Raw genomic sequence first — 25,751 nt, 5'->3', positions numbered from 1 at the left:
CTCAAACGGGCGACTCAAGGTGGGTTGGCTTAGCATTAAACTCAGACAGTCCTGAACTACCTTTGACTATAGGATTGAGGAAACCGTCTCTTCTGCGCTAACCACCTCTGCCGACAAAGAACCTGCCTGAATCGAGTCCGGTTGAATGACTAACACGGCGCACGACGCATGGTGCAGCACATAATTACTAACACTGCCAAATAAAACCTCAGCAATACCTCTGCGACCGCGCCTTCCTAAAACAATTAAACTGGCTTCCCACTGTTTAGCCGCTAAGCAAAGCCCTTGACCTGGTTCGGCAATTCGATAGTCGCACTCGGTAGCAACACCATGCTGTACCGCTACCTCGTAGTAACGGTTTAGCAATGCCTGAGTCTGTTGAATTTGCTGCTCTAAATGCACATATTGAGCCTGATAAGCCTGGTTCAGCCACCGGGGCGATAACCCTAGTTCACCTGAAAACGGTGGCGGGCCCGCCACCGGATCGGAACTGAGGCAATGAAACAGCATTAACCTGGCTCGATTTCGTAAGGCCAATTCTAGCGCTTGGTCAAACACCAGTTGACACAAGGGGGAGTAATCTAGAGCAGCAAGAATCTTTTGAAAGCCCATTTGATTGCCGTCCTCCCCAACCCAATGCTGGCAGAATTGTTTTGAATCCACCAGACGATTGTCTAATGGTTATTTTTATCAACTTATCGCACCTCACAGACAAGTTTGACAAATCGAAACAACCCTTGATGATTTGCAGCAATGGATACAAACAACAACGGTCTGCTGATGGTGCCATCAGCAGACCGTGCTTTATAAATCACCCACTAGCAAAGGTGTAGCGGCGTTAGATCAACATGCGCTCCAGGGCTGCTGTGTCGGGAATGCAGAGCGTTTCACGATCGCGTACAATCAACCCCTTGCGCTCGAGCTTACTCAGCACACGTGTGACCGTTTCTCTTGCCAACCCGCTTAAGCTGCTTAGCTCTCGATGGGGCAGGTTGGGAATTTCGATGCCCTGCTCACTACGCTTTCCTTGCCCATCTGCCAGAAACAGCAGAATGTCAGCGACGCGGGACATGCTATCTGATTCACGTAAGCGCAACCGACGATTAACCTGTCGCAATCGACGAGCCATCAGTTGAGCTAACCGAATCCCCGCCTGCGGCTCTGTGTTAATTAGCTGCACAAAATCTGAAGCAGGCATGTTCCCAATCACAGTGGGAACCAGCGTAATTACATCTGTAGATCGAGGAACTTCTTCTAGAGGAGCCATTTCGCCAAAGAGTTCACCTTTGCCTAAGATGTTGAGTGTCACCTCCTTGCCATCCAGGTTGTAGGTACGAATTTTGACCCAGCCTTCCAAAATGAAGTAAACCGAAGTGCCCCAATCATTTTCCAGCAAAATTACCTGATTGGGCGGGTGTGTACGGGTAACAACATGGGTAATAGCTTTTTCTACAATGACATCGGGCAATCCCTCAAAAAATGGAGCCGTTCGAATTAGCGAATTGTCACGAAAGTCACGTGAGCTATAACGATCTTGCATGGAGTCTCAACACTCCAAACGGTGGAATCAGAAAGGGCTGCCTGGTGGATTTTAAACCCATCGATTGAAGCCGACAGCAGCGAATCGGCTTTCATGAAGGCATGGGACGAACCTACTGAGTAAGCCTGCCCTAAAACCCAAAGCAATCATAGCCTAGAGTCTTCCAAAGTTGAGAAGAAATGTAAATTTGTTGTCAGATTTCGATTTACAGAAAATCCAAATTTCGCTGGTTCAGTGAGTTTTGTGGCGCTATTCGTGTGGAGTAGGTGTATGGGAACGCCGTGACGTTAAACAAGTCAAGTAAAACTACCCACCTCTCTACAGGTCGTTAGCTAGAGGTGGGCAGGTGACCAGGCATCAACCGATTGGGATGCCCAGTCGATAGGTGACTGATATCGACTCGAACCGTGTTGGATCAAGCCTTCTGAGCAGAGCGATCGCCCATAGTAGGTCAGCAAGAGCAAAAGCCCCCAGCCAATAGGGTTCAACCGTCGGCATGAATGCAGCCGAATGGCTCAGCCAAATTGGAAAAAGCGATCGCTCCAAACGTGAGGCGACTTTTTTCGTTTAGTAGTCGTTTAAAACGGCAACGATTCAGGCGGAATCACATCTGGAGTCGTGGTGCTGCCGCCCGCACTGGAACTTTGCACAGTACCGAGATCGGCCTTTTGAGACGGCTGAGCCACCTCTGGTGCCGAATCGGGTGAGCTGATGTGGTGTGCCCCCTCCGATGCGGCCTGGCTACTCATCCAGGTTAAGCCGCCCACTGCGCCAGCCATCAATGCTGCATAGCCGACATAGAGGTGAACCGGACTCAGCGATTTTGCAGAGCCAACCGATCGCTGCCAGGATGGAACCACTGTTTTAGCCCGTTCAGGAACTGGAATCCCCGCAGCGATTTCTGCACCGTTGAGTTTCAGCGCATCTCCGACTCGCTTAATAAACCCCCGCACGTAAATATCTTCGGGCAGTTGATCGACTTGACCCGCCTCCAGCGCTTTGAGCTGATGTAACGGCACCCAGGTTTGAGTGTGGAGCTGTTCCAGGGAAAGCGATCGCGTCTCACGAACCCGCTTAAACTCTTGTCCAATTAGCCGTAACATGGAATCTCGTTCCTGGTCGATCGCCGCCACGGCATCGGCTCTAGACCACTTACGCAGCCGAGAAGGTGCTGGCGGTGGTTGAACGGGAAGGGATGTAGACTGAGTAACCTCGTCTGGCGGGGCAGCAGACTGGCTCTCTTTCACAGTAGCCGTCGCATCATCCTCAGAAACCGTACTTTTTGCAATCGTCAGATTTGCATTGGGCGCAGGGATCGACTGCACAGACGGCATGGAGGCAATGTTGAGAGACGGGCGATCGGTCAAGACAGGTGACGGTTCAGTCGCACTCGTCATAACGTTGACACGATGCTGCCGCACCAGTTGACGAACCGCCAGCCGAATGGCCTCTCTGGCAAATGCGCGAATCAGGTTTTGACACCCCTCTGCCGCCTCTGACAGACCTCGCTGCAACTCTGCCAGGGTTCGCTGATAAACCTCGCTGTGGTAGAGTTCAGCCTCTGCTTGACGACAAATATGCCGCAGTCCTTCCTGAGAAATTGTGATTTTAGTATTCTCAGCGCCTTCCAAACAATACATAGATGTCATTGCCACGATTCTTATCGTCTCCGTGATGTGATGCAACAGCGTTCAACTAACGGCCAAGCAGCCATATTCAGACGTAAAATCTGATATTCCAGGCGCGTCCGTTGAATGGGTCAATACTAGAAATGGATTTAAGCAGTTTGAGCACGTTTCACTGTGAAGCGAGCAGGGAAACCATGCATCAGCCAGAGGTATGCATCAGCTAGCAACAATGATTCCGGCGTCTCTGCTCTAAGCTTAAAGAAATCGTGCTTAGTTAGCTTTTCGAACAACCCACCGGAATTCCGGAAGCACAAGCTATAAATCAAGATAACAACGTGAAGAATGGCCAAAAACAGCACCGCAAAACAATAGAGGCAAGCCAAACAGTCATTTGGATCAACTGTTGTAAGGGCTTGCCTCTAGATATTTGCAGTCTATTTGCAGTCGTTGAGAGAACTGCTGAATGGTTAGGCTCTAAATATAGAAATGGAAGTAGTCTATTGCGCTTTAACAGAAGCACCCCATTAGTTACGGAACCGTTCCTCTGGACGATAGGTTCTCGACCAGCACCGCTCCAGATGATGCAACCGTTGTAGATACCAGAATCGATGGGGGTTAAGGATGGTTGGAGATTTCGAATCAAACACGGGCTGATTGAGGAACTGCCAAAGGGTGCGAAAGAGTTCGTTGCGATGGGAATTCATGGTGAAAGGGTTCTGTGGACAGTAGCTGTAGAAAAGGTGGAAACCTCCAGTACCACTCAAACGTGGGGCTTTGAGCTTCCAGTATAAGCGTGCCCAAATTTCAGCCACAATTCCCTAGACAAAGTCACAGCAAATCAAAATTATTGGATAAAGAGTTTGAGCCGATCGCAAAAACAGTTAGCAGCAATCGGCCAAATAAGCTACTTTGGAGGGTTGCCTGACCTGCCCTTATACTGCGATCGACGTCAAATCAACGTCAAGCAGTATGAGTTTCCAGGGATGTTGGTAAAACGCTTCCATTGCAGGAACAAACAACACCGCCATCCAACAGTGTTCATACCGTCCAGCAAAACTCTGCCCGTTTTTACCGGGCTGGTGCGTTATCCTCCCCTGTATAGGCCACACGATAAATCACTCCGTTGGTGTCGTCAGTAAATAGCAGTGAGCCATCGGGTAGGGTAGCCATACCAACGGGTCTACCAAACTGGGCGGAACCATCTTCCGTTAAGAACCCCGTAACAAAGTCTTCAAACGCAACAGGTTGTCCATTCTCGAAGCGTATCCGCACCACCTCATAGCCCACAGGAGGCTGACGATTCCATGAGCCTCGCATCGTCACAAAGGCATCACCCTGATACTCCTGTGGAAACTGAGAGGCGTTGTAAAACAGCATGTCCAGAGGAGCGCTATGGGCCTGGTACGTGAGGACAGGAGGCTGGGTTGTGGCACAGAATTCCTCTTTGGTCATGCTATCCGGTTCGGCGGGAAGATAGACATCCGGCTGGCGATCGCCCCAGCAAAACGGCCAGCCGTAATGTTCTCCTGGTGCAATCCGGTTGAGTTCTTCTGGGGGAGAGTCGTTACCTCGCCAATCGGAGCCATGATCCATCCCCCACAGTTCACTCGTTTCAGGGTGCCAGGTAAAGCCAATGGTGTTTCTTAATCCTTCCGCGTAGATTTCCCGATTGCTACCATCGGGTTGCGCTCGCAACAGAGTGGCGTGTTCATCGTTGGGTTCATCGCAGGCATTACAGGTACTGCCCACGGAAATATACAGCATGCCATCAGGGCCAAACCCAAGGGTGCGGTTGGGATGCTGTCCGGCATCGGGCAAATCATCAATCAAAACTTGTGGGGCGGCGGGCATCCCATCTGCACCCAGAGCTGCCGAATACAGCGTGGTATCTGTGACAAAATAAAGCTGATTTTCGTGGACGATAATGCCGTTGACATAATCCACATTGGAGGCCACCGTTCGCTTCTCATCCATGCGGCCATCGCCGTTGCGATCCATCAGAGCTAGCACCTCACCGTCGTCACGAAGCGTCACAAAAACGGTGCCATTTGGAGCAACAGCCAACTTACGGGGATTACCTAAGTCTTGGGCAAATACATTAATCTCAAACCCGTCTGGCAGTTGTAGCCGTTCCAGTAGCGCCTCGTCAAATTCAAGCTGCTCAGGGGTGGCTAAGTACCCTTCTAATGGCTCAACGGTCTGTTGTTGAGGTTGCTGGGAATGGGCAGGAGCTGACAATCCCAGAATTAACGTCAAACCGATAAACAAACACCCCGAGTTTAAGGTAGCTTTCATGAGCATATTTCCTCCGCCTAACAAGCAATGAGATGGGTTTGGCTAGGCTACGATGCTGTCTTGAGAATGATGGCTATATGAATGTCTAAAAAGGCATAACAGGCAGCACCGTGCAGCTTAAGCCAGGTTCATTCAGCAGGTAAATCGGTTTTAGTTGTCGATTTAACTTCATCAGTATTGAAAACAATTGTGATAGGAAAGTGACAACGTCAAGTCTGCCTTAGGTTAGGTGCAGCGCCGTTTTAGGGGTGAGGAGACCTGTTCATCTAGATTGTCATTCGGTTATTTTGTCTGCCTCTCTCAGCCGCTGCAAGAAGAGGAAATACGTTCAACACAAAAAAAGCAGTGGGCAAACTGGGACGCTGCGATCGCTGCAATACTCAAGTTAGACAGTCAAGCTTATTGCTATGAACCTGCCGCAGCAAGAGGCGATCGCCCTTTTTTGGGTTTGAACTCTAACCTGAGAAATATGCCTATAGATAGAGAAAAGTCTTGAACGCAACCGTGAAAATCCGGATGAGTCAACCTATAGAAACATGGTTTCAGTGTCCAGGTTCATTCTGATTCTGAGTTCGATCAGTTTAAGTTTTTCCTGCGTCGTTCCATTTTCGGCACATGCTACAGGATGGCAGGATAGTGAAACACTCATTCCTGATGACATTTTGAGCGAGCCGGACGATGGTTTTCAAGACGAGATCAGTGATTTGAGGAATGCTTTAAACGATGAGTTGAGCGATATCGAACCTGCCGCCGGAATCGAGCCATTGTTTCCATCGTTAGAAGACATCGATCGCCCTTCTGTTTCTCAATTAGCCGATGTGCAACCCGACGATTGGGCCTTTGAAGCACTGCGATCGCTGGTAGAACGGTATGGCTGTGTCACCGGATTTCCAGATGGAACGTACCAGGGCGATCGCCCACTCACTCGCAATGAGTTTGCAGCCGGGTTAAATGCTTGCCTCACCATTTTGCAGGAACTTGAGCGAGCGTTAGAGGAACAGCGTTCAGAACAGTCTGACTTTAGGGAAACGCTGCGGCGGTTGCAGGAAGATTTCGCGGCTGAACTCACCGCCTTGCAAGCGTTAACCAATGAGTTGGAACCAGCGATTGCAGAGCTGGAGGCCAACCAATTCTCTACCACAATGCAGCTAGGTGGCTCTTTGGTAACCGCGCTAAGTGACCTGACCGGGGACACCGCAGACGGCAATCCAGATACTCGCCTCCAATCCAACCTGGCGCTAAACTATCGGACGCGGTTCAACCTGACGACAAGCTTTACGGGGCGCGATCGCCTGCTAGTGCGCCTGCAAGCCTCAAACCGAACGCCCAACTTTAATGGTGCATCTGGCACAAACATGACGCGGCTTTCATTTGAAGTGGGCAACACCGATAACAATCTGCGGTTAAATCTACTGGAATATCGATTTCCGGTGGGCGATCGCCTTGACTTTTATATCTATGGCAACGCCGCCTCTCACCATTACTACGCCACTGTTTCCAATCCTTTATTTGCGAGCTTTGGCGGCGGCAAAGGTACCCCTTCCCGGTTTCTGGATCGGAACCCCATCTACCGCATTGGCGATGTCAGTTAGGCGGTGTTGCAGCAGTCTATCGGTTGAACGAAGTCCTTCGTGTTGACTTGGGCTACTTGAGCCGAGAGGCCAGCAGCCCGACGGGTAGAGCCGGACTAGTCAACGGTACCTACAGTGCTTTGGCACAGCTTGCTATTCAACCCACCTCAGATTTGCAGTTAGGGTTAACCTACATTCGTCATTATTCAGCAGACGGCGACCTGGCTCATCGCACCGGCAGCAGTTTTGCCAATCTGCCCTTTGGTGAAAACGTGCCACTCGTCTCCAATTCCTATGGAGTTGAAGCATTTTGGCGAATGACACCTCAGCTTGCCATAAGCGGCTGGTTTGGCTACACCGATGCCAGACGAGTTGACGGCAGCAACGGGCAGGCCGACATTATCAACTATGCGGTGAACCTGGCATTTCCCGATTTGTTTGCCGAAGGTGCTGTGGGAGGGCTAGGTTTTGGGATGCCGCCTAGAGTCACTCGCAGTGCGATCGCTACCCGTGCCGATCCAGGAACAGGATTACATGTTGAAGCCTTTTATGAGTATCCATTGACAGACAACATCAAGCTGATTCCTGGAGTGATCTATCTCACTAATCCTGAACACAATGCGGCAAACGACGATGTTGTTATCGGCATCATCAGAAGCGTGTTTACCTTTTAGCAGGTTTACGCCCCTGCTTGCTACAGGCACCCGGTTTTCTACAGATACAAAATTGCCCGACCTCATAGAAGAGACGGGCAACCAAAATGAAACGTCATGATTTGGGCTAAAAAATGGAGCTGACGGGAGTCGAACCCGTGTCCGCCCTGGGTATTGGTATCTCACTCATTCACAGGTTTAGCTTCTCTACCCTAGAAGCGGGGACTGTCTATTATCCCTGACAGCGGGATGCTCTGGTAATGTCTTAATCAGCAATCGACCAGAGGCGAAATACTGAAGCATCCGTTGGGGTTAAGACCACAATCCTTAACGGAGTCAAACTGTGGACGCTCAAAACCTAAGGGTTTTTAGGCAACAGCTGCTGCCTTACGAGCAAAAGGTACGATGTTGTTCGCATGTACTTGTTTTTGAGCCTTGATTTGCGAGAGGTGACTCACTCTCGACCTGCATCACAAGATAGTGTTCGCCAGCACGTCGAAGCCGTTACAGCCCCGCATCTGATGCTTAGCTTCATTATAGCGAATAGTTTTATGTCGTGGTGAACACACTGCCCCAGTTCCAGCCTGCCAGAAGGAAAGAAGAGCCTGTGTCTCCTTTCCTTCTTCTAAGCGGTTGATGGTTGCGGCTAGCTAGCCAAATATTCTCGAATGTCGGCGCGGCGCTTGCGGAGTTTGGTGAGCGCCTCGCGTTCGATTTGCCGCACCCGTTCTCGGCTAATGTTGAGACGATCGCCAATCTTCGCCAGGGTCATCGTTTGACCATCGTCTAGCCCAAACCGTAGCGCCAATACTTCGCGCTGCTGGGGAGTTAGCTCGGCCATGAGTTGCTCTAGCTCGGTACGCAGAGACGACTGCATCGCAAAGTCTTCAGGAGACGGGCCGGTATCTTCCAGCAATTCTCCCAATTCGGTATCCTGGTTGTCGCCCACCCGCAGATCGAGCGACAACGGTTGGCGCGATCGTTCTAAGTATTCTCGAACCTGCTTGGAGGTAAGGTCTAACTCTTGCGCTAGCTCGGCTGCGGTCGCTGCACGACCCAGTTGCTGAGCTAACTGCCGCTGTGCTTTCTTAATTTTGTTTAGCTTCTCAGTGATGTGAATCGGTAGGCGAATCGTGCGGCCTTTCTCGGCGATCGCCCGAGTAATGGCTTGCCGAATCCACCAGTAGGCGTAGGTTGAAAATCGATAGCCCTTGGTTGGGTCAAACTTTTCGACACCGCGCTGCATCCCGATCGTGCCTTCCTGGATTAAATCCAGCAGATCGACATTGCGCTTGATGTACTTTTTAGCAACCGAAACCACCAGGCGCAAATTGGCCTCAACCATCTTGCGCTTAGCATTTTCGCCTTCGTCGATCGCCTGTTGCAATTCGTTAAGCGATAATTCGCACTGTTGCGCCCACTCATCTTGGGTGGGGGTACGGCCAAGCTTTTCTTCTAACGCGGCCTGCAACTCTTCTAAAGCGGTCAAACGCTGAACCTGCTTACCATAAAGAATTTCTTGCTCATGGGTTAGCAGAGGGACACGACCAATTTCTCTTAGATAAGTACGGACTGGATCAGTTGAGGATTGAGCAGTTTTCATCGCGCTGGACTTAGGCTAGGAGGGACACAAATAAAATGCACAAAACTGACTACTGCATGGGCAGAGTAACGGAAACCTATTCAAACCGAATCGGAGTTTGATGAATTAAACAGACGTGAGACGAGCGTCATGAGCTAAAGTTGCAGCCCAACAGTTAGCTGTGCGGATTCAGAATTGCTGATTGAGCACTCATCTTCAATGCTGCCTCGTGGGACAGCGATCGCTGCTACCGGATACCTGTATTCTGGGTGACTGTATTAAAAACTGTAACATTTATGAAGAATGCTAACACATCCTTTAGATGGATATATCTCCGTCGAATTCCATAGCCTGTATTCTCTAGCGTACCCAGAAATACCCAGGATAATTGCATCCTGGAGAACAAAATCCACCGGATAGCAGGAGTGATTTTACGGGCATCCTGGCGCTCTTTATTAATATTTCTTAAGCTTTTCCTCCCAATTGCGTGATATTTCTTAATTTTTCGCGAGCGCAGGCGGAACAGCACCAGGACGCTTCATCCAGGTTTAACCGAGCCGTAGCGAACGCTTCTTAAAAGCTCTGTTAAGACCTGGTTCTTTTTGGTGGGGTTGGCAGGACAATAGCTCTAGATAGCCATAGAGCGCTTTCCCAACATGAAGCCTATTCGCACGTTCAACGTTTCGCCTTCTCTGCCCGCTCGCCTGGAGCCGTTACGTAGATTGGCGTATAACCTGCACTGGGATTGGAATTATGAGACGAAGGACTTGTTTGCCCGTCTCGATCGCGATTTATGGGAATCAAGCCGTTACAATCCGGTACTGATGTTAGGCACAATCAGTCAAGAGCGGCTGAGAGAAGTAGCGGAAGACGAAGGCTTCCTGGCTCAGATGGATCGAGCGGCTCAACAACTGGAGAACTACATCCAGGAGCGAACATGGTATCGCCAGCATCGCAACAACCCAACCCGGCTGGCCGCAAACGCCCAACTGCGACAAACCAGAACCCAGACAGACAGCACGGCATTAACCGCTTCGGAATGCTATGCCTATTTCTCAGCAGAGTTTGGCTTAACTAGCTGTTTGCCCATCTATTCGGGCGGCCTGGGTGTGTTGGCAGGTGATCACCTCAAATCTGCTAGCGATCTGGGTTTGCCGCTGGTTGGAGTGGGGTTGCTATATCAGGAAGGTTACTTTGCCCAATATCTCAATGCAGACGGATGGCAGCAAGAGCGCTATCCTATCAATGATTTTTACAACATGCCGCTGCATCTGGAGCGCAATGCAGACGGTTCTGAGTTGCGAATTACAGTGGATTATCCCGGTCGAGCCGTTTATGCCCGCGTCTGGCGCGTGCAGGTAGGCACGATTCCGCTTTATCTGTTAGATACCAATATTGCTCCCAATAGCCAATACGACCAGGACATTACAGACGAGCTGTATGGGGGCGATCTAGACTTACGGATTCACCAGGAAATTATGCTGGGAATTGGTGGGGTGCGAATGCTGCGGGCGTTGGGGTTGCAGCCTACGGTCTACCACATGAATGAAGGACACTCGGCGTTTTTGGCTCTAGAGCGCATCCGGTTCATGATAGAGGAAGATGGCTTAACCTTTGCCCAGGCTCGTCAGGTGGCTCAAGCCAGTCAGTTATTTACAACCCACACTCCCGTTCCAGCGGGAATTGACTTGTTTCCACCTGACAAAATCATTTATTACCTGGGATATTATGCTGATTTGTTTCGGCTGTCTCGGGAAGAATTTTTATCTCTGGGGCGCGAAAATACGGGAGATTTAGCCTCGCCGTTTAGTATGGCTGTTTTAGCGCTGCGAATGGCGGCTTTTGTCAACGGGGTTAGTCAATTGCATAGCGCGGTATCGCGATCGATGTTTAAGGGGTTGTGGTCAACCTTGCCCCTGAATGAAGTCCCAATTACCGCAATCACCAACGGCGTACACGCCCATAGCTGTGTCGCCAAGACCACACAAGAGCTGTACGATCGCTACCTGGGGCCGAGTTGGTCGCAGGCTCCAGCGCATCATCCTTTGTGGGAGCGGGTGAACTCCATTCCAGACGAAGAGTTATGGCGCAACCACGAACGCTGCCGCACAGAGCTAATTGTGTTTGTGCGAGCCTGGATGCAAAAGAACCTGCGCGATCGCGGCGCATCACCGATTGAGTTAGCAGAAGCCCAGGAAATTCTCGACCCCACCGTACTCACCATTGGGTTTGCCCGCCGTTTCGCGACGTATAAACGGGCGACGCTATTTATGAGAGACAGCGATCGGCTCAAGCGTATCTTGCTCGGTCTACAGGCCGATCGGGTGCAAGGCGACAGGCTCAATTCTAAGAAACGAACCGTGCAGTTTGTCATTGCCGGAAAAGCGCACCCCAAAGATATTCCCGGCAAAGAGCTAATTCGAGACATCATCCATTTCGTTCGGGAAGAAGGAATGCAGCATCATGTGGTCTTCATTCCTAACTACGATGTTCACATTGCTCGATTAATGGTGGCTGGTTGCGATATTTGGCTAAACAATCCACGTCGTCCGCGCGAAGCCTCAGGCACTAGCGGCATGAAGGCCGCCATGAATGGCTTGCCCAATCTCAGCGTGCTAGACGGTTGGTGGGATGAAGCCGACTACGCCCGCACGGGGTGGGCGATCGGCCACGGGGAAGACTACGACGACCTGACCTATCAGGACGACGTGGAGGCCAATGCCCTGTATGACCTGCTAGAGCAAGAAGTGGTGCCGTTGTTCTACGACCGGGATGAGGAAGGCTTGCCGAGAGAGTGGCTGAAGAAAATGAAGGATGCCATTCGGCTCAACTGTCCAACCTTCAACACAGCCCGAATGGTGGGCGAGTATGCTCAGCGAGCTTATTTTCCGTTGAGCGATCGCTGCATTGCACTAGCCGCCGACCATTATGCTCCGGCAAAAGCGCTAGCCGACTGGAAAACCTACCTGTTTGAACATTGGTATGAAATGAAAATTGAGGGCATTGATATCTCAACCACTACGGATGTCAAGGTTGACCAGGTAATTGCAGTCAAAGCCCGGATTAATTTAGGTGCGCTGACCCCAGATGACATCCAGGTGGAGTTGTATCAAGGTGCAGTGAATGCCGAGGGCGAAATCGCTGATGGAGTTCCAATGGTGATGGCCTATCAAGGGCAAGATCCAGCCCACGCCACCGTGGCGCTCTATACGGTTGATGTTGCCTACTCCAGCAGTGGCCTGCAAGGACTCACCCTGCGCGTCTTGCCCCGGCACGACAATCTGATTCATCCGTTTGAACCGGGTCTAACGCTTTGGGCAGATCATTCTACCCCGTCCACTGTGCGTGACCTACATCTGGATGAGGTACGATACCATGAAGTTAGTTTTAAAAGTTGAAACGCGTTAGCACGGCGTGTTGCGTTTCTCGGCTAACCGTAAGAGTGACGGAGTTTTGGCATGGGATTATTTGACCGGGTTGGGCGCTTAATTCGAGCCAACATCAACAGCATGGTAGGTCAGGCGGAAGATCCAGAAAAGATTCTGGAGCAAACCGTTACTGATATGCAGGAGGATTTAATTCGTCTGCGGCAGGCAGTGGCTCAGGCGATCGCAACCCAAAAGCGCACCGAGCGGCAATATTCCCAATCGGAATCTACCTCTGAAGAATGGTACCGTCGAGCGCAACTGGCTCTGCAAAAAGGCGACGACAACCTGGCACGAGAAGCGCTAAACCGCCGTAAGTCTTATCAGGAAACAGCAGCAGCCTTAAAATCGCAAATTGAGCAGCAAAACTCGATAGTTGCCAAATTGCGGCAAAACATGATGACCCTGGAGAGCAAACTCTCGGAAGCCAGAACAAAAAAGGACATGTATATTGCCCGTGCCCGTTCTGCCAAGGCATCGCAGCAGTTAAATGAAATGTTGGGACGGGTGGGCACCAACAATGCTCTTTCGGCCTTTGAGCGCATGGAAGAAAAGGTGCATCAACTGGAGGCGCAGTCAGAGGCGATCGCCGAACTGTCGCAGGGCGATGCCATTGAAAAGCAATTTGCAGCCCTGGAAAGCGGTGGTGATGTGGATGCAGAGTTGGCTGCAATGAAAGCGCAGCTATCTGGCTCGACCCCAACCGCCAGCCTGCCAGCCAGCCCAGCCACCTCCAACCCGGATATTGATGCCGACCTGGAGCAACTGCGCTCTCAGTTAGACGATAAGCGCTCCTAAAGCCGCTTCCGACGGTTATAGCCGGAAAGTGGCAATGAAGCGCTTTGTAGGCAGCAGTCTGCTGACTTCAAACAACGTGCTTCAGACGGAGATTCGCCAGTTCATGAGGGGCAACCGCACCATATTCAGTGATGATTGCGGTAATTAAGGCGGCGGGAGTGACATCAAAGGCAGGGTTATAAAACTCCGCTCCGGGTGGGCAAATTAGCGTGTCTTCAATCTGGTAAATCTCGACCGGATCACGTTCCTCAATCGGGATCTGGCTGCCGTCATTCAGCTCAAAATCAACCGTAGATAGCGGAGCCGCTACAAAGAAGGGAATTTCGTGGGCTTTAGCCACCAGCGCTACGCTGTATGTTCCGATTTTGTTAGCAGTATCACCATTGGCCGCAATGCGATCGGCTCCTACCACTACTGCATCAATCATGCCGCGCTGCATACAATGGGCAGCCATATTGTCAGTAATGACGGTGACTGGAATGCCTTCTTGTACGCATTCCCAGGCGGTTAGCTTTGCACCCTGTAACCGGGGACGGGTTTCGTCTGCATATACCTTTAACAGCCGCCCCTGCCGCCAGGCCGATCGCACCACTCCCAGCGCCGTTCCATAGCCCGCCGTAGCTAATGCCCCGGCATTGCAATGGGTGAGCAACCGCAACTGCTGTGGTTCCTGCGGCAATACTGCCAAGCCATGATCGCCAATCGCTTGACAGGTGTGTAAATCATCGGCGTTGATGCTCTGTGCCGTTTTCAGCAATTCTTGTTTGAGATGGTCGATTGGGCCAATGGTTTGCCGTGCCGTTTTCAGCATGCGCTCGATCGCCCAAAACAAATTCACTGCGGTGGGTCGGGTGGCGCGTAACTTATCTGCGATCGCCTCTAGCTGAGCCATAAATTTGGTGCGATCGCTGGTTTGAATCTCTCTGGCTCCCAAATACATCCCGTAAGCTGCCGCCACACCAATAGCAGGCGCACCTCGCACAATCATGGTTTTAATTGCCTGTGCCATGTCATCACAGCGGCTAATCTGCACCACGTCAAACTCGTTCGGTAGCCGAGTCTGATCAATCAACAGCACATGGTCATCTTGCCAAATAACCGGGTAAACCTGAGCGGGGAGGGAAATGGTCATAAATTTAAGGGGCAGGCTTCACACAATGAATGCCGACATTAGCCTCGATTACACTATAAAGGCTGATGGCGAATTGCTACAAATACCTCTATCAACCAGCGAACAGGACATTTCCATCCTGATTGGGTTCATTATTCAGCAGCAAACTGACGGGTCAGCTATAAACCCATCCTCAAACTGTAACGTTATTTAACAGCAGGTCAACTGCGCTCAACCCTCTACGAACTGAGGTTGAGCGCAGCCCAAACCCAACCGCTGCAACTCTTTCAGTATCTTGGTCAGTATCTTGGTAGGGCAAGCCAGTACTCACCCAACCAGGACAGCCTTACAGGCTAACGACAGACCGCTGGCGATCGAACACCTTGAGCAGGCGATCGGCAATTTGGGGTGGAGTTAACCCCAGTTCTGCCTTCGACTCATCGGGCTTAGCGTGATCCACAAGCCGATCGGGAATACCAATTCGAGTCACTGGTACCGTCACCTCAGCATCCAGCAACGCCTCGGCAATGGCTGAACCAAACCCACCGATTAAGCAGCCTTCTTCCAGCGTCACAACTCGACCAATCTGACGAGCCAGGGGCACAATCAATTCGGTATCTAAGGGCTTAGCAAAGCGGCCATTAACCACTGTGGCCTCAATGCCGTGTTCGCTCAGAATTTCTGCGGCCTGCATAGCCGGATACACCATTGACCCATACCCAATCATCAGCAAATCGTCTCCCTGCCGTAGCACTTCGCCTTTACCAATGGGCAGCGATTCCCAACCTTCTTCGGCGAGGGGTACACCATGCCCATTGCCGCGCGGATAGCGTAGGGCGATCGGCCCATCGGTGTATTCAACCCCGGTCACAACCATACGCTGAAGCTCGGCTTCATCCTTAGGAGCCATCAGCACCATATTGGGAATACAGCGCAAATAAGCAATGTCATACATCCCTTGATGCGTTGGCCCATCTGCCCCGACAATACCGGCTCGATCCATACAGAAAAAGACCGGCAGATTTTGGATGCAGACATCATGCACAATCTGGTCGTAGGCTCGCTGCAAGAAGGTGGAATAAATGGTGGTCACAGGCCGCATTCCTTCGCAGGCCAGCCCCGCCGCCAGAGTGACAGCGTGCTGTTCGGCAATACCAACATCAATGTACTGGTTGGGCAATTTGGCTTGCAGCTTATCCAATCCGGTACCGGTCGCCATAGCGGCGGTAATGCCCACAATCTTGGGGTTGTTTTCTGCCAGCTTGGTGATGGTATGGGCAAACACTTTAGAGTAGCTAGGCGGCTTGGGCTTGCTAACGGGAACCGCTTTGCCAGTGGCAAGGTTAAAGGGATTTTGGGCATGGTAGCCAACCTGATCCTGCTCGGCGATCGCGTAGCCTTTTCCTTTTACCGTAGAGACATGCACCAACACAGGCCCGCCATGCTTATGCGCCTGTTGGAAGGTGGCAATTAATTCTTCTAGGTTGTGCCCATCAATTGGCCCCATATAGGTAAAGCCAAGTTCTTCAAACACGGCTCCCACTTTAGGAATCGCCAGCCGTTTCATACCTTCCTTCAACCGACCCAACTCTGGCGTGAGAGATTCGCCCACAAAGGGAAGATGCTTGAACTGCTCTTCCAGGTTATCGGTGAGAAACTGCATCGGAGGACTGAGGCGCATCTTGTTGAGATAGCGCGAGATGGCACCAACGTTGGGTGAAATCGACATTTCATTGTCGTTCAGCACCACCAGCAAATTGGTTTTAGGTAAATGTCCGGCATGGTTAATGGCCTCTAGCGCCATGCCTCCGGTCAATGCGCCATCTCCAATTACCGCCGCTACTTTATACTTTTCGCCCTGCAAGTCGCGGGCGATCGCCATCCCCAACGCGGCAGAGATACTGGTGGAAGCATGTCCTGCGCCAAAGTGGTCAAATGGACTTTCGCATCGCTTCAGGTAACCAGCGACCCCGTCCCGTTGCCGCAGAGTATGAAAGCGATCGTACCGTCCAGTAATAAGCTTGTGTGGGTAAGCCTGATGCCCCACATCCCAGACCACTTTGTCGTGATCTAAATCAAGGGTTTGATAGAGCGCCAGTGTGAGTTCTACCACACCTAAGCCAGGACCAAGGTGCCCTCCACTGGTCGCTACTGTTTGCAAATGCTTCTCGCGAATTTGTCGCGCGATTTGCTTCAACTGATGCATTGACAAACCATGTAGCTGATTGGGATGGGTCACTTCACTCAGGTGCATAAAGTTATACCTTCCGAGTCTTTAACGTGTTTAAGCTATTTCTCTACACTCTAATGCAATCCGTTACCTTCATTAGCAGAGCTTTTGATACTGATTAGAAATTGTTTACCTAAGCAGCGGCAGGGCTATTGCAGGGCAAAGATACAGGTGAGTTAGCTGCGATCTATGCATAACGTACAGCAAGAGACCGACAGCATATGCGGTGCCGATGAGATGCAGAGACTGTTGAGATGCAGATACTGTTATCCTCACACACTCTCTTGGCGCTTGCACCGCTTATTCGTCGTCTGCATCCGCCAGGGTTTCTTCTAACTCTGGGCTAAATTCAAACACAGGACAGTAGCCTTCCGGAGTCACCTTGAAGCCAAACAGCGGCGAGGCTTGATTCCAGCAGCGCTGCCCCCGGTAGTGAAGGCAGTTTTCGCAGCATTCTATTAGTGGCGTTACAGACTCTCCCGTCTGGCTCAATAACTCCCGCTGCGGCAAGCCGCGCAACACCAACTCGTCCCCTTGCCAGCGGGCTTCGATCAGCCCTGTATCGGCAAAGGTTTGCCAGCGCGGATCAGAGGTCACCGTTCCGGGCAGGGTGATCATTACCCTGGTTCCCAGTTCGGTCAGCTCTCCCTCGTAGTTGGTTTCCGGCGCGGCAGGCTGAAGAAAGGTATCTCCAATCGGCAGTTCAACCAGTACTCCATCAGCCGGAGAGTGCAAATGGTAGCGGTTCTGTAATTCTTCCAGGCTGGTCAGGTCGTTGAGATAAGCTGGAGAACCGTGAATAAAGACAACATGCTGTGGCCGCAAATTGTGAATCAGTTGGGTGGTTCCAGGCCCATCGGAGTGGTCGCCTAGCATATAGCTCTCGACCATCAACTGCCCCGATTGCAGGTGCGATCGCAGCACCTGCGATTGGTCAATAGCCTGCTCCACGGTTAATTCTACCGTTCCCATCCGGCCTGGTTGCCGTGGCAACAGCATCAGCCAGTTTCCCTGGTCGGGATGACAATATTGGCTGAAATCCGCATCTTTATCTGTGATGACAATGGCAGGAACCTCACCCTGGGGCAACGGTTTACCATTTTGAGCCACGTCAGTTACACGGCGAACGCGAGGACGAATTCGGTCGTCCCAGAACAAGGGTTGATGACGAGCAAAGTTTTGAACAGCACTCGGAAAATGGGGTAACAAATCCAGGTACGCATCGCAACCCACTGCAACGCTGCCATCCACCCAAATATCAATCTCTCGCCCTGTAAAGTAGTGATGGCTACGGAGCAGCATCAGCAGTTCCTGCCCCAGCCCCAGCGTTGTTGTGGGTAACAGCACCGATTGATGCTCTGCGATCGCCCGATTAATCCGCTCGGCTAACTGGTTTTCCTGTTGACGACGGTGGGGATATCGAGCCGTACCATAGCTACCCTCGACAATCAGCACGTCTGGCTTTAGCCCCCGCAGTTCCTCTAGCGGCAGCCCATCCACCAGGCGCGAATTCGACAGGAAAAAGTCTCCCGTATAGAACAGCGTATAAGCCCGCTGCGGCGTGGTGTAAGTTAACAGCAGAGAAGCCGCACCGGGTAAATGTCCAGCGGGAAACAGTTCGGCACTTAACCCATCTCGAAATTCGACGGGCGATCGCCAGGGCAACGCATGGCAGAAAGGCGCAATTTCAGGTTCATCCAGCCAATTTAGCGGCAGCAATTGCGCCGTTACCTCGCTGGCATAAATGGGTAACTGCGGAAACGTTCGGTGCAGAGATAGTAGCCCTTTAGCATGATCGGGATGGGCATGGCTGCATAGCAATAAATCCGCAGGTAGCGACTGTGCCACATCTGCCTTAGAAGGTCGCCCCTTTGGCAGGAGTGGTGCAATGCTATTCAGACCACAATCTAGCAGGATGCGATAGGGGCCCATCCGCACCAGAAGACAGATCCCCTCATCCTCATGACCAACGCTATAGGGCAGACAGGCAAGCTCAACCACGGCAATTCTTTTCTACAACTGCCGGAGTGAAGCAACCTGCGAATGGCGGCTTCATATAACCGTATTTATTGATTTAAACGTAAGACGTATTGGATACGATCGGCTGTGGTGGGTGGATGGCTCACTCCTAAGTTATCCAGGACGTTAGTGGGCAGAGCCGTTGCCGTGATAGTTATCCGTATCGTAAAACCCATTCCGAGTGCCAAAAAACAGGCAAGCCAGAATAAAAACTGGGGTTAGCCCTAACAGGATAAGCTTTACATCCATTGTTATACTCTCAGGTAATACTCAGGTAATACGCTTGTTTTGTGTTGAACCAGCGGCCAAGGCGCGTTCTGCTTAAAATAGCCCTAGCCAGTTCAATCAAACCGCAATTCAGGATAAACGCACCAGAATCGCGCGACTTTCTAAAGAATTTAGTTCATCCTACCAAGTTTAAGCGCGATCGCACCATCCCTCGTGAAGCCGATTCTCACCCACTCATCCCTTACCCCCATCCCAGCTCCCTGGCTGGCTCGCTCATCCCTGGAGGTTGCACCCGATTTAGTCGGCTGTACGCTGGTGCGGCAGTTTGACAGCGGCTTAGCCCTGCACGGCCTGATTGTCGAGACAGAAGCATACACACCGGGTGATCCGGCTTGCCACGCCTATCGCAACCGCACGGCTCGAAATGCGGTCATGTTTGGCTCCGCTGGAATGGCTTATGTTTATCTCATCTATGGCATGTATCACTGCCTGAACGTGGTCACCGATAGTGATGGCGTTCCCAGCGCTGTTTTGATCCGCGCCTTACAGCTCGACACGGTGCCAGATTGGATAGACGATCGCCAGGCCACCAAACCACACCGCGTTGCCGCTGGGCCAGGAAAGCTTTGCCGCGCCTTAAAGATCGATCTAAGTTTGACGGCTCAGCCGTTTGGCGTAAACGAACCCCTGTGGCTGGCGCATCGATCGTCCGCATTCCAGCAGGCGATCGACCAGGCAGAAATTCGCCTGGTTCAAACCACTCGCATTGGCCTGACGCAAGGTGCAGACCTGCCCTGGCGGTGGTACATCCAAAACAACCCTGCCGTGTCTAAGAAGATGATTGAATAGGCAATAGACTACATTTGCTCCCTTTCTGGTGTGCCCAAAGGGCTTAGCGCCGACAAGCCAGAACAGGGGGCGGGTGCAGAACAATCAACACTTTATAAAGCATCCGCTACAGACACCCAAGCCCTGACCTGGAATGCCTCAACGTGTTAAAAATGCAATAGTCTGTACGTTATCTGGGCGTTGAAGACCTTAACGAGCATGGAGGGATTCGAACCCCCGACCCTCAGAACCGGAATCTGATGCTCTATCCACTGAGCTACATGCCCTCAACCTTTCGCGAGTATAACATTTCTAGAAGCCACCATGCCCTATAAGCTGCTGTTTGTTTGTTTAGGTAATATTTGCCGCTCCCCTTCGGCTGAAAACATCATGAATTACCTGATTGAACAAAACAATTTAGGAGAAGAGATTATCTGCGACTCTGCTGGCACGTCGAGCTACCACATTGGCAGTTCACCCGATCGCCGCATGACGGCTGCCGCTGCCAAACGGGGCATTACTCTACAAGGGCAAGCACGTCAGTTCGATGCGCTCGATCTGCACGAGTTTGACATCATCCTGGCGATGGACAAGGAAAACTATCGAGACATTCTGTCGCTCGATCCACAGGGACGGTTTCAGCACAAAGTGCGGCTCATGTGCGACTTTTGCCGCCACCATCCGGACGCCGAAGTTCCCGACCCCTACTATGGTGGTGTAGCAGGATTTGATTATGTGATTGAGTTGTTGCTAGATGCGTGCGGTGGCCTGTTGGCAGATATTCAAAGCGGCCAATTCCAATCGGCAGATGTCAAGGAGTAAGCTCCCTGCGTCAACCATCGGTTTGAATTAAGTGATGCTCGATTGCATAACGAACCAGTTCTGCCCGGTTACTGGTTTCGGACTTGCGTAATAAACTGCTGACGTGCTTTTCGACCGTGCGCGGACTGAGGTGCAGGCGATCGCCAATCTGAGCATTCGATAAGCCATCTACTAACACCTTGAGCACCTCGCGCTCGCGCAAGGTCAGGTCAATCGGCACCTCTAGCGATTGTGCTTTCGGTTTACCCGTCCACTCTGGCTCAACATCCGTCAGTTCGGTAGATTGCAGCCGCAACCGCCACTCCGACTGAATCATCTGCGATCGCTCCAACAAATTACGAATCACCGCACCCAGTTCGTCCAGGTCAAAGGGTTTGGGCAAGTAAATATCACAGCCCAACTGATAGCCTCTAATCCGCTCTTCTGTATTCGTGCGAGCCGTTAAAAAGATGACGGGCAATAGCCGAAATGCCGGTTGCCGTCGAACTTGCCGCACCAATTCGTACCCGTCCATATGCGGCATCGTGATGTCGGTAACGATCAAGTGCGGCTGATAGTGATCGACTAGCCCTAAAGCCTTTTGACCATCTTCAGCCGTCACGACCGAGTAACCAGAAATTTCGAGGTAGTCACTGATGGACAACCGAGTCCCTAAGTCATCATCAGCAACCAGGATTGTCAGGGGCATGAGGGATGAACAAATAGCTTAACAAGCACGGAAGCAAATACATGATCACTTTGAGCCTAAGCCAATTCTTATTTCTTCTTATTTAATCTTCTTATTTAAGGGTAAGCGTTGAAACGATATTTAGGGAGCGTGGCATGAACTTTGGCAGCTCTCCTGGCTCTTCATTTATACCGATCAACAAGGTTCCCGACTCACACCAACGGCACATCACCAAACTGAATTTAAGCACAGTAAGCCGGGAGCAAGACAAGCTCAAAGATGTATTTATAGTTATAAATATACTAATATATTAGTAAAGGTATCCGCACAACCCCAGTATGGATGAATTTGTCCCCAATGCTGAAACTGCGAGGCATGGATGACTGCGACCCAATTTCATAAAGTCGCCAAAGCATTAGCCGATCCGCGACGATTTGAGATTCTCAAAATCATTGCGGCATCTGATGAATTGAGTTGTGGCGCGATCGGCGCACAGCTCCCAGTCGCTCAACCCACCATTTCTCACCATTTAAAGGAGCTAGCAAACGCCGGGCTGATCGAACCCCGTAAAGAAGGTCAGCACTGCTATTACCGTCTCCACCCTAAGGTTTTAGCAGACTATATCAAGGCACTACAACAGCTTACCTATCAACTGCAATCGCTTTAGCTCCCGGTTGAGCGACCTTGCCCCACTGCTATCCCAATGGCATAGCAGCAATACACCCAACAGCTATCTACGTTATTTAGACCGCTTTATTTAGACATATATCTATATATCTAACAACAATTCTACAGACCATAGGCCGCCTCTTTGAAGTACTTGTAAGGAACACCCCATGCTTTGGCTTTATCTCATTTCAGCCGCGATCGCGTTTGGTCTCACAGGGCTACGCTTGCGGCGATCGGACGAAGTGTATGCGATCGCCGCAACAGCGGCTAGTGCAATCAGCATCACGTGGGGCTTTGCCTGGGCACCGCCAGCGGTTCAACTGGTGCTAATTGGCCTCGCCCTGGGTTGGTTGCAGGCCAGCCGCATTCCCTGCGACTCCAAATTCTAAACTTGCCCTCAATATCTATCTTTTAAGACAGGCAAGAACAAGAGCCGCAGTTTATGGTTGACTCATTTCTGAGGAGTGTTCTGGCAAATGGAGGCTTACAACGCCTGAGGGTCATTGTTCCAGCAGCCATGCCAGGATGGAAACTGACACATCTCCAGAAACGCTCTGTCAGTTGAACTTGCAGAATTAAAGCGGGGTCACTGATATGATGGGTTTGAGTAAATCTTCAAAATTCTTTATAAAGTGGATCATTGTGATACTATTTTCGGTGGTTTGAGCCGCGCACAACAGCTTATTAACAGCTTATTAAAGGTACTCAACAAACGTGATCCTAGTGGTGTAGGAGATAACAGGAGTGCAAGAGAGTTTATCAGTCGGCAACAACGATACCCACAGTCAACGCAACCATCCTGAGCCAATACGCATTGGAGTAATTGGGGTGGGCAATATGGGTCAGCATCATACTCGCATCCTTGGCCTTTTGAAGGACGTTGAGTTAGTAGGCGTGGCAGATATTAACGTTGAGCGAGGCATCGATACGGCCAGTAAGTATCGCGTTCGTTTTTTTGAAGACTACCGCGATTTATTAGAGCACGTTGATGCTGTTTGTGTCGCTGTGCCTACCCGCTTACATTATTCAGTTGGGATGGCGTGCCTCCAGGCGGGCGTTCACGTTTTAATCGAGAAGCCGATCGCGGCCAGCATTGCGGAAGCCGAATCACTCGTCAATGCAGCGGCAAAATCACACTGTATCTTGCAGGTTGGCCACATTGAGCGGTTTAATCCAGCCTTTCAAGAACTGAACAAGGTTCTCAAAACAGAAGAGCTATTGGCTCTGGAAGCGCATCGGATGAGCCCCTATTCCGATCGCGCTAATGATGTGTCTGTCGTGCTGGATCTGATGATTCATGACATCGACCTGCTGCTGGAGCTAGCAGGTGCCCCCGTCACTAAACTCACCGCAAGCGGTAGCCGTGCGGCTGATTCTGGTTATTTAGATTATGTGACCGCCACTCTGGGTTTTGCCAACGGGATCGTATCTACCGTGACGGCCAGCAAAGTCACCCATCGCAAGATTCGTCGCATTGCCGCCCACTGCAAAAATTCCCTCACCGAAGCAGATTTTCTGAACAACGAAATTCTGATTCATCGTCAGGTAACTGCAAACTGTCGCACCGACTACGGCCAGGTGCTCTATCGGCAGGACGGCTTGATTGAAAAGGTATATACCAGCAATATTGAGCCGCTTCATGCAGAATTAGAACACTTTGTTCACTGCGTCCGGGGCGGAAACCAACCGTCTGTGGGCGGCGAGCAGGCACTCAAAGCCCTGCGGCTAGCCAGCCTGATTGAACAAATGGCGCTAGATGGGCAAGTGTGGCACGAACCCGATTTAGCGGCGATTTACCCAACTCATCCGGCTATCACGGTATAGCGCCGAGCAACTGAAGGGCTAACGCGGCCAGCGGAGTGCGGTAGGATTGGGGCAACGTATTGAGTCGTATTATGGAGCAGCGTCCGGCCACTGACGATCGCAATCTATCGGCCCCAACATCCTGGAATCCTGAGTTATACGATCGCCACCATGCTTTTGTATCCCAGTTGGGTGCAGATGTGCTGGCACTCCTGGCACCAGCAGCAGGAGAGCATATTCTGGATCTGGGGTGCGGCACCGGACATTTAGCCCACCAAATAGCTGTCTGCGGAGCAATTGTCACTGCCGTTGATGCTTCGGCTGAGATGATTGAGCAAGCTCGCACCCACTATCCAAACCTGCATTTTGAGGTAGCCGATGCCACTCGGCTATCGTTTGCTTCAGAGTTCGACGCTGTTTTTTCTAATGCTGTTTTGCACTGGATTCGAGATCCCGAAGCCGCGATCGCCAGCATTTGGCAGGCGTTGAAACCAGGAGGGCGGTTTGTGGCCGAGTTTGGGGGCAAGGGTAATGTGCAATTAATCACCGATGCCATGTCTCAAGCCATGTCTCAGACCGTGGCGATCGCCGCCCACCCGGCACCAGTTGCCGAGTCGTGGTATTTCCCCAGCATTGGTGAATATACAACGCTGCTAGAGCAGCACGGGTTTGACGTTCGCTTTGCCGCTTTGTTCGATCGCCCCACTCCGCTAGACGGAGAGCAGGGATTGCAACATTGGGTGAGGATGTTTGGCGATCGCTTCCTGCGGACAATTCCTGCCGAGCAACAGGCAACCCTGCTGACGGAAATCGAGACACGAACCCGCTCCAGGCTATATCGCAACGGTACCTGGTTTGCCGATTATCGCCGGATTCGAGTTGTGGCATTCAAAGCTTGAGAAAAAGCGGCTGCCAATAGTTCACGGCACTCCAACGTGGTCCAAGCTGGCGCGATCGCAACTTCTGTCTTTGCCAGACCAATCAGCTCAACGGCAACTCAAGCGGAATCGCGCCCATCAAGCCTTTGCGAAAATCGTTCAACAGTTGACGCGCCGCACGTTCGATGTCTCCGTTGAACCGCTGTTCTGCCAACGTTGCCAGATACAGCTCGCCCGATATAGAGTCCGTATCCACCCCATAGCGAGAGGTCAACGGCTGCACTGGCATCATCTCTGGGGCTTGCGCCTGAATGCGGTTAAGCATGTCCACCAGAGCCGCAGCAACCCGCTGGTTATCATACGCGGCCTCACCAATATCATCACAAATGGCTAGCTTTAACGCCGCATCCTGGTCATCTAACTGGGCAGGAAGTACCCCTGGCGCGTCGAGTAACTCAAGCTGGTCAGAGATTCGAATCCAGCGCAGTTGCCGCGTTACCCCTGGACGACGAGCGCTATCGACCACCCGGCGATTGAGTAGACGGTTAATCAACGCGGACTTGCCAACGTTGGGAAAGCCAATCACAACGGCTCGCACCGGGCGCGGCAGCATACCGCGATCGCGCCGACGCTGGTTCATTTGATCTCCAGCCGTATGGGTGGCTTGAGCCAGGTCGGCAACACCCTGTCCATGATTAGCATTGGTGAAGTAAGGTTGGCTGCCTTGCTCAACAAACCATTTCATCCAGGCTTGCTTCACACTGGCCGGAATCATATCCATTCGGTTTAGCACCAGCACCCGCTCCTTGCTGCCAACCCAATGGTTCACCCGTGGATGATGGGTGGCTAGTGGAATGCGAGCGTCTCGCACCTCCAACACCACATCTACTTTTTTTAATTGCTCAACCAACTGCTTTTCAGCTTTGGCAATGTGGCCGGGATACCACTGGATACGAGGAGAGGTCATGATGAATGCAGCCAGCGTTTGAATAGATACTGATGAA

22 protein-coding genes, 1 tRNA gene and 1 other RNA gene are annotated in these 25,751 nt (G+C 51.5%); 10 read left to right on the top strand and 14 right to left on the bottom strand.

The genetic code is table 11. The features are described 5' to 3' along the window. Positions 1-66: 66 nt before the first annotated feature. From IQ268_RS01880 to IQ268_RS01860, 5 genes are all read right to left on the bottom strand, one after another. Positions 67-663 (bottom strand): universal stress protein, encoded by a 597-nt coding sequence (locus IQ268_RS01880; RefSeq protein ID WP_370584634.1) that lies wholly within the window; start codon positions 661-663, stop codon positions 67-69. A 175-nt stretch (positions 664-838) separates the two neighbouring features. Then, positions 839-1,540 (bottom strand): Crp/Fnr family transcriptional regulator, encoded by a 702-nt coding sequence (locus tag IQ268_RS01875; RefSeq protein ID WP_193874973.1) that lies wholly within the window; start codon positions 1,538-1,540, stop codon positions 839-841. A 578-nt stretch (positions 1,541-2,118) separates the two neighbouring features. Then, entirely contained in the window at positions 2,119-3,189 is a 1,071-nt protein-coding gene (locus IQ268_RS01870) for a RodZ family helix-turn-helix domain-containing protein (protein ID WP_228035023.1), read from the bottom strand. A 503-nt stretch (positions 3,190-3,692) separates the two neighbouring features. After that, the gene (locus IQ268_RS01865; RefSeq protein ID WP_193874969.1) at positions 3,693-3,872 is read right to left on the bottom strand and encodes a hypothetical protein; all 180 of its coding nucleotides are present in this window, start codon (positions 3,870-3,872) and stop codon (positions 3,693-3,695) included. Positions 3,873-4,236: 364 nt separating this feature from the next. Next, a complete protein-coding gene (locus IQ268_RS01860) occupies positions 4,237-5,463 on the bottom strand; it encodes a sorbosone dehydrogenase family protein (protein ID WP_193874967.1) in 1,227 nt (408 codons plus the stop codon). Positions 5,464-5,999: 536 nt separating this feature from the next. Here IQ268_RS01860 and IQ268_RS32690 point away from each other — a divergent pair. Beyond that, the gene (locus IQ268_RS32690; protein WP_193874965.1) at positions 6,000-7,055 is read left to right on the top strand and encodes an iron uptake porin; all 1,056 of its coding nucleotides are present in this window, start codon (positions 6,000-6,002) and stop codon (positions 7,053-7,055) included. A gap of 23 nt (positions 7,056-7,078) precedes the next feature. After that, complete coding sequence (locus IQ268_RS32685) at positions 7,079-7,708, top strand: iron uptake porin (protein WP_193874963.1); 630 nt, start codon at positions 7,079-7,081, stop codon at positions 7,706-7,708. Between the two features lie 111 nt (positions 7,709-7,819). On the opposite strand, the gene ssrA is transcribed toward IQ268_RS32685, so the two are convergent. Further along, positions 7,820-8,201, bottom strand: a transfer-messenger RNA (tmRNA) gene (gene ssrA, locus IQ268_RS01845). Between the two features lie 132 nt (positions 8,202-8,333). Next, positions 8,334-9,290, bottom strand: a complete 957-nt coding sequence (locus IQ268_RS01840) for an RNA polymerase sigma factor, RpoD/SigA family (protein ID WP_193874961.1) — start codon at positions 9,288-9,290, stop codon at positions 8,334-8,336. Positions 9,291-9,925: 635 nt separating this feature from the next. Here IQ268_RS01840 and glgP point away from each other — a divergent pair. Then, the gene (glgP, locus tag IQ268_RS01835) at positions 9,926-12,667 is read left to right on the top strand and encodes an alpha-glucan family phosphorylase (RefSeq protein WP_193874959.1); all 2,742 of its coding nucleotides are present in this window, start codon (positions 9,926-9,928) and stop codon (positions 12,665-12,667) included. A 60-nt stretch (positions 12,668-12,727) separates the two neighbouring features. After that, positions 12,728-13,492: a PspA/IM30 family protein gene (locus IQ268_RS01830; RefSeq protein ID WP_193874957.1), complete on the top strand. Its 765-nt coding sequence runs from the start codon at positions 12,728-12,730 to the stop codon at positions 13,490-13,492. Positions 13,493-13,559: 67 nt separating this feature from the next. Here IQ268_RS01830 and mtnA read toward each other — a convergent pair whose 3' ends face one another. The 4 genes from mtnA to IQ268_RS32680 all read right to left on the bottom strand — a co-directional run bounded on the left by mtnA (position 13,560) and on the right by IQ268_RS32680 (position 19,101). Then, a complete protein-coding gene (gene mtnA / locus IQ268_RS01825) occupies positions 13,560-14,624 on the bottom strand; it encodes an S-methyl-5-thioribose-1-phosphate isomerase (protein ID WP_193874955.1) in 1,065 nt (354 codons plus the stop codon). 325 nt (positions 14,625-14,949) lie between these two features. Then, on the bottom strand, positions 14,950-16,857 hold the full coding sequence (dxs, locus tag IQ268_RS01820; RefSeq protein ID WP_193874953.1) for a 1-deoxy-D-xylulose-5-phosphate synthase: 1,908 nt from the start codon (positions 16,855-16,857) through the stop codon (positions 14,950-14,952). A gap of 276 nt (positions 16,858-17,133) precedes the next feature. Beyond that, on the bottom strand, positions 17,134-18,834 hold the full coding sequence (locus tag IQ268_RS01815) for an MBL fold metallo-hydrolase (RefSeq protein WP_339383389.1): 1,701 nt from the start codon (positions 18,832-18,834) through the stop codon (positions 17,134-17,136). A 144-nt stretch (positions 18,835-18,978) separates the two neighbouring features. Beyond that, the gene (locus IQ268_RS32680) at positions 18,979-19,101 is read right to left on the bottom strand and encodes a hypothetical protein (RefSeq protein ID WP_255527131.1); all 123 of its coding nucleotides are present in this window, start codon (positions 19,099-19,101) and stop codon (positions 18,979-18,981) included. A gap of 192 nt (positions 19,102-19,293) precedes the next feature. On the opposite strand from IQ268_RS32680, the gene IQ268_RS01810 reads away from it, so the two are divergent. Then, positions 19,294-19,929: a DNA-3-methyladenine glycosylase gene (locus tag IQ268_RS01810; RefSeq protein WP_339383388.1), complete on the top strand. Its 636-nt coding sequence runs from the start codon at positions 19,294-19,296 to the stop codon at positions 19,927-19,929. 193 nt (positions 19,930-20,122) lie between these two features. Here IQ268_RS01810 and IQ268_RS01805 read toward each other — a convergent pair. Next, positions 20,123-20,195 (bottom strand) — tRNA-Arg (locus IQ268_RS01805). 37 nt (positions 20,196-20,232) lie between these two features. Here IQ268_RS01805 and IQ268_RS01800 point away from each other — a divergent pair. Continuing rightward, entirely contained in the window at positions 20,233-20,730 is a 498-nt protein-coding gene (locus IQ268_RS01800; protein ID WP_193874951.1) for a low molecular weight protein-tyrosine-phosphatase, read from the top strand. Positions 20,731-20,740: 10 nt separating this feature from the next. On the opposite strand, the gene IQ268_RS01795 is transcribed toward IQ268_RS01800, so the two are convergent. Next, positions 20,741-21,418: a response regulator transcription factor gene (locus IQ268_RS01795; RefSeq protein ID WP_193874949.1), complete on the bottom strand. Its 678-nt coding sequence runs from the start codon at positions 21,416-21,418 to the stop codon at positions 20,741-20,743. Between the two features lie 358 nt (positions 21,419-21,776). On the opposite strand from IQ268_RS01795, the gene IQ268_RS01790 reads away from it, so the two are divergent. The 4 genes from IQ268_RS01790 to IQ268_RS01775 all read left to right on the top strand — a co-directional run bounded on the left by IQ268_RS01790 (position 21,777) and on the right by IQ268_RS01775 (position 24,768). Further along, positions 21,777-22,064, top strand: coding sequence for a helix-turn-helix transcriptional regulator (locus IQ268_RS01790; protein WP_193874947.1), 288 nt, complete (start codon positions 21,777-21,779; stop codon positions 22,062-22,064). 169 nt (positions 22,065-22,233) lie between these two features. Then, on the top strand, positions 22,234-22,455 hold the full coding sequence (locus IQ268_RS01785; protein ID WP_193874945.1) for a hypothetical protein: 222 nt from the start codon (positions 22,234-22,236) through the stop codon (positions 22,453-22,455). 355 nt (positions 22,456-22,810) lie between these two features. Continuing rightward, positions 22,811-23,890, top strand: coding sequence for a Gfo/Idh/MocA family protein (locus IQ268_RS01780; RefSeq protein WP_193874943.1), 1,080 nt, complete (start codon positions 22,811-22,813; stop codon positions 23,888-23,890). Positions 23,891-23,961: 71 nt separating this feature from the next. Further along, positions 23,962-24,768: a class I SAM-dependent methyltransferase gene (locus IQ268_RS01775; RefSeq protein WP_193874941.1), complete on the top strand. Its 807-nt coding sequence runs from the start codon at positions 23,962-23,964 to the stop codon at positions 24,766-24,768. 82 nt (positions 24,769-24,850) lie between these two features. On the opposite strand, the gene ylqF is transcribed toward IQ268_RS01775, so the two are convergent. After that, positions 24,851-25,714 (bottom strand): ribosome biogenesis GTPase YlqF, encoded by an 864-nt coding sequence (gene ylqF, locus IQ268_RS01770; RefSeq protein ID WP_193874939.1) that lies wholly within the window; start codon positions 25,712-25,714, stop codon positions 24,851-24,853. Positions 25,715-25,751 lie beyond the last annotated feature (37 nt).

The organism is Oculatella sp. LEGE 06141 (assembly GCF_015207605.1).
Taxonomy (GTDB): domain Bacteria; phylum Cyanobacteriota; class Cyanobacteriia; order Elainellales; family Elainellaceae; genus Oculatella.
The sequence above is the reverse complement of the archived record's forward strand: the minus strand, read 5'-3'. Positions and strand labels throughout refer to the sequence as shown.

Bases quoted from the DNA above. Each gene is read 5' to 3' on its own strand.
- IQ268_RS01875 (WP_193874973.1), bottom strand. From the start codon at position 1,540: ATGCAAGATCGTTATAGCTCACGTGACTTTCGTGACAATTCGCTAATT.
- IQ268_RS01830 (WP_193874957.1), top strand. From the start codon at position 12,728: ATGGGATTATTTGACCGGGTTGGGCGCTTAATTCGAGCCAACATCAAC.
- IQ268_RS01860 (WP_193874967.1), bottom strand. From the start codon at position 5,463: ATGAAAGCTACCTTAAACTCGGGGTGTTTGTTTATCGGTTTGACGTTA.
- mtnA (WP_193874955.1), bottom strand. From the start codon at position 14,624: ATGACCATTTCCCTCCCCGCTCAGGTTTACCCGGTTATTTGGCAAGAT.
- glgP (WP_193874959.1), top strand. From the start codon at position 9,926: ATGAAGCCTATTCGCACGTTCAACGTTTCGCCTTCTCTGCCCGCTCGC.
- dxs (WP_193874953.1), bottom strand. From the start codon at position 16,857: ATGCACCTGAGTGAAGTGACCCATCCCAATCAGCTACATGGTTTGTCA.
- IQ268_RS01790 (WP_193874947.1), top strand. From the start codon at position 21,777: ATGACTGCGACCCAATTTCATAAAGTCGCCAAAGCATTAGCCGATCCG.
- IQ268_RS01840 (WP_193874961.1), bottom strand. From the start codon at position 9,290: ATGAAAACTGCTCAATCCTCAACTGATCCAGTCCGTACTTATCTAAGA.
- IQ268_RS01795 (WP_193874949.1), bottom strand. From the start codon at position 21,418: ATGCCCCTGACAATCCTGGTTGCTGATGATGACTTAGGGACTCGGTTG.
- IQ268_RS01800 (WP_193874951.1), top strand. From the start codon at position 20,233: ATGCCCTATAAGCTGCTGTTTGTTTGTTTAGGTAATATTTGCCGCTCC.
- IQ268_RS01865 (WP_193874969.1), bottom strand. From the start codon at position 3,872: ATGAATTCCCATCGCAACGAACTCTTTCGCACCCTTTGGCAGTTCCTC.
- IQ268_RS01870 (WP_228035023.1), bottom strand. From the start codon at position 3,189: ATGACATCTATGTATTGTTTGGAAGGCGCTGAGAATACTAAAATCACA.
- IQ268_RS01785 (WP_193874945.1), top strand. From the start codon at position 22,234: ATGCTTTGGCTTTATCTCATTTCAGCCGCGATCGCGTTTGGTCTCACA.
- IQ268_RS32690 (WP_193874965.1), top strand. From the start codon at position 6,000: ATGGTTTCAGTGTCCAGGTTCATTCTGATTCTGAGTTCGATCAGTTTA.
- IQ268_RS01775 (WP_193874941.1), top strand. From the start codon at position 23,962: ATGGAGCAGCGTCCGGCCACTGACGATCGCAATCTATCGGCCCCAACA.
- IQ268_RS32680 (WP_255527131.1), bottom strand. From the start codon at position 19,101: ATGGATGTAAAGCTTATCCTGTTAGGGCTAACCCCAGTTTTTATTCTG.
- ylqF (WP_193874939.1), bottom strand. From the start codon at position 25,714: ATGACCTCTCCTCGTATCCAGTGGTATCCCGGCCACATTGCCAAAGCT.